Genomic DNA, 4006 nt, shown 5'->3' on the forward strand with positions numbered 1-4006 from the left:
TCCGCCTGGCGCCGCGGCGGCTGAGGCGCTCGCAAGCGGGCGGCGTGCTCGGGCCGGTCGGGGTGGGCGCGTTTGTCCATCACCGCCGTCCCGCGGCCGCCGGGGCCGGGACAAAATGTCCACCATGGCTGTCGCGAATGGCGCGATTTCCTTGATCTATCGCGGGAAAATCTCTGGCCCTGCCCTTGCTTAGGCGACGGTGCAGCGTGCGACTTCAGGTCCGCGCCAAGCAAGAAAAGCAGGAGGAGACATGTCCGTCACCACTTTGGCGCCGCCGCCGTTCCTCAGCCGCGAGCGCACCGTCGCAGCGGCCGGTTTCAACCGCTGGCTGGTCCCGCCCGCCGCCCTCGCCATCCATCTGTGCATCGGCATGGCCTACGGCTTCAGCGTGTTCTGGCTGCCGCTCTCGCGCGCCGTGGGCATCACAAAGCCCATCGCCTGCCCGGCCGACATGGGCGCGGTCGCCGCCATCTTCGCTACCAGTTGCGACTGGCAGATCTCCTCGCTCGGCTGGATGTACACGCTGTTCTTCGTGCTGCTCGGCTCCTCCGCAGCCATCTGGGGCGGCTGGCTGGAGCATGCCGGTCCGCGCAAGGCGGGCCTCGTCTCCGCCTTCTGCTGGTGCGGCGGCCTCGTCATCTCGGCGCTGGGCGTCTACCTGCATCAGATCTGGATGCTGTGGCTCGGCTCCGGCGTGATCGGCGGCATTGGCCTCGGCCTCGGCTACATCTCGCCGGTCTCCACCCTCATCAAATGGTTCCCCGACCGGCGCGGCATGGCCACCGGCATGGCCATCATGGGCTTCGGCGGCGGTGCCATGATCGGCGCCCCGCTCGCCAACATGCTGATGCAGCATTTCGCCACGCCGACCTCGGTGGGCGTATGGCAGACCTTCCTGGTGATGGCCGCCCTCTATTTCGTCTTCATGGTGGGCGGCGCGCTCGGCTACCGGGTGCCGCGCGAGGGCTGGGCGCCGAAGGGCTGGACGCCGCCGAAGCCGGCCGCCAACGCGCTCGTCACCCACCGCCACGTGCATCTCGACGTGGCGTGGAAGACGCCGCAATTCTGGCTGCTGTGGGCAGTCCTGTGCCTCAACGTGTCGGCCGGCATCGGCGTCATCGGCATGGCCTCGCCCATGATGCAGGAGGTGTTCGGCGGCCGGCTGATCGGCCTCGACCTCACCTTCTCGCAGCTCGACGCGGCGCAGAAGGCGCAGATCGCCGCCATCGCCGCCGGCTTCACCGGCCTGCTGAGCCTGTGCAACATCGGCGGGCGCTTCGCCTGGGCGTCGTTCTCCGACCGGCTCGGGCGCAAGATGACCTATGTGGTGTTCTTCGTACTGGGCTTCGCGCTCTACGCGCTGGTGCCGACCACGGCGCACATGGGTTCGGTGGTGCTGTTCGTCGCCGCCTTCTGCATCATCCTCTCCATGTATGGCGGCGGCTTCGCCACCATCCCGGCCTATCTCGCCGACATCTTCGGCACCCACATGGTGGGCGCCATCCACGGCCGGCTGCTCACCGCCTGGGCCACCGCCGGCATCATCGGCCCGGTGCTGGTGAACTATCTGCGCGAATACCAGATCGCCTCCGGCATCCCGCGCGAGGCCGCGTACGACCAGACCATGTACATTCTCGCCGGCCTGCTGGTGCTCGGGCTCGTCGTCAACCTGCTGGTGAAGCCGGTGGCCGAGCATCTCTACATGAGCGACGGCGAGCTGAGGAAGCCCGGCGCCGCCGCCAAGGCAGCCAGGGAGGAGGCGGTGCACGCCGACTTCGAGGACTTCGAGGAGGAGGCGAAGGACGGCGTCTCCGCCTCCGCCGGGACCACCTCCACCCCGGTCGCCGCCGGTTCGACGCCGCTCGCCCTCGTGGTCGCGGCCTGGCTCGCGGTCGGCCTGCCTCTGGCGTGGGGCGTGTGGATCACGCTGCAGAAGGCGGTGATCCTGTTCCAGTGATCCGGTCGCGGGCCTCCCGGCGGCCGCCTTGCGCGTCCCGTCCTCCCGGCGAGGCGGGACGCGCGCCTTTGCCGTTTGATCACGGGTCCGATTTGCGCGATTGATTGTGGCGATGCCGCCGGACCGCGCCCCGCGCGGGGCCCCGCGGCATCGGGAGGAAGGGCGAGACCCCCGCCGCGTTCAGGCCCGGGCTGATCGTCTTTTGAGGACGACCTTTGTCGCGTGACGACGAGGGTCCGAGATCGACGGTTCCGGAGCCCATGAACACCCCCGCCGCGTCCGCCGACGCCCCCGAGGACATCGCCTTCAGCCCGCATCTCGCCGGCGCCTCCATCCTCGTGGTGGACGACGAACCGGGGATGCGGAACTTCCTCGTGCGGATGCTCGCCAGCCGCTGCCGCCACGTGGCCGAGGCCGGCGACGTGGCGAGCGCCTCGCGCCTGCTCGAGGCGACGCCCTTCGACCTCATCATCCTCGACAACGTGATGGCGGGGCGCACCGGCCTCGAATGGCTGGAGGACCTGCGCGGATCGGGCTTCTACCGCGAGGTGATCCTCATCACCGCGTTTGCCGACCTCGACACCGCCATCAAGGCGCTGCGCGCCGGGGCGGCGGACTTCGTGCTGAAGCCGTTCCGCTCCAACCAGATCCTCAACGCCATTGCCCGCTGTCTCGACCGGGGCCGGCTGATGCGCGAGAATTTCGTGCTGCGCCGCGCGCTCGACGCGCTGCCCGGCGCCGCAGCGCACATGATGGCGGGGGAAAGCAGGGCCACCCGCGCCGTGCACGCCATGATCGAGCGTCTCGGGCCGATGCCCACCACGGTGCTGGTGACGGGCGAATCCGGCACCGGCAAGGAGATCACGGCGCGCGCGCTGCACGCGCTGTCCCCGCGCGCCGGCAAGCCGTTCGTGCCGGTGAACTGCGCGGCCATCGCCCCCGACATCATCGAGAGCGAGCTGTTCGGCCACCTGAAGGGCGCGTTCACCGGCGCCGCCTCCTCGCGCGAGGGGCTGTTCTTCTATGCCCAGGGCGGCACGCTGTTCCTCGACGAGGTGGGCGAGCTGCCGCCCGCCATGCAGTCCAAGCTGCTGCGCGTGATCGAGGACAAGAAGGTCCGCCCGGTGGGCGCCGAGCGCGAGATCCCGGTGGATGTGCGCCTGGTCGCCGCCACCAATGCCAACCTGACCGGCGAGGTGGCGGCCGGCCGCTTCCGGCAGGACCTCTATTACCGGCTGAACGTGGTGAACATCCACCTCGCGCCGCTGCGCGAGCGCCCGGAGGACGTGCCGCCTCTGGCGCGCCTGTTCGTCGCCGGGCTGAGTGCCCAGCTCGGCGTCGCCCCGCTCGACCTCACCGAAGGCGTGCTCGGCGCGCTCGCGCGCTACCCCTGGCCCGGCAATGTGCGCGAGCTGCGCAACGTGATCGAACGCTCGCTGATCCTCGGCGACTTTCCCCGCGACGTGGTGCCGGACGATGCCCGCGAGGACGAAGAGGCCTTCCCCCAGGCGCTCGACGCGGTGGAGAAGGCGCACATGCTCAAGGTGCTCGGCGAGGCCGGCGGCAACCGCGCGGAGGCGGCGCGCGCCTCGGCGTCTCGCGCAAGACGCTGGACCGGAAGCTGAAGGCCTGGAATGGCTGAGGTCGCCGATCCGGTCGCCGCCGGCGGGATCATGCGGCGCCTGCGCTCGGTCCGGGCGCGCCTGCTCGCCATCGCCCTCCTGCCGACGCTCCTCATCCTGCCGGCGGTGCTGGCGCTGGTGGTGACGTGGTGGACGAAGCAGTTCGACAACCTCCTGATCGCGAAGGTGACGGGCGACCTCACCATCGCCCGCCAGTACCTCGACCGCCTCATGGAGCGCTCCGACGAGAAGCTGCATGCGCTGGGCGATTCGGTGGCCTTCGCCGAGGTGGCGCGGACGGGCGACGTGGCGGCGATGGCGCAGTTCCTGGAGACGCGCCGGCGCGCGCTCGGGCTCGACTTCCTGTATCTGCTCGACGCGGACGGCCGGCGCGTCGCCGCGCCCCCGGCGGGGCGCGCAGGACGGG

Annotated in this window: 1 protein-coding gene and 2 pseudogenes; all 3 read left to right on the forward strand. The window is 70.5% G+C overall.

Annotated features, from left to right (window positions below; translation table 11 throughout):
- Window positions 1-250 precede the first annotated feature (250 nt).
- Window positions 251-1957 carry an OFA family MFS transporter gene (locus AC2W7M_RS21385; protein ID WP_486134741.1) on the forward strand — a complete coding sequence of 569 codons (1707 nt, stop codon included), beginning with the start codon at window positions 251-253 and terminating at the stop codon, window positions 1955-1957.
- A gap of 260 nt (window positions 1958-2217) precedes the next feature.
- A pseudogene (locus AC2W7M_RS21390) lies at window positions 2218-3599 on the forward strand (sigma-54-dependent transcriptional regulator).
- Window positions 3592-4006, forward strand: a pseudogene (locus AC2W7M_RS21395) (two-component sensor histidine kinase); the annotation flags it as partial. The pseudogenes AC2W7M_RS21390 and AC2W7M_RS21395, both read left to right, overlap by 8 nt.

It is taken from the genome of Xanthobacter sp. BG11Y11_SDJG (assembly GCF_057364445.1).

What these genes read in the sequence shown, in the direction of transcription:
- AC2W7M_RS21385 (WP_486134741.1), top strand. Translation starts at nt 251, where the DNA reads ATGTCCGTCACCACTTTGGCGCCGCCGCCGTTCCTCAGCCGCGAGCGC.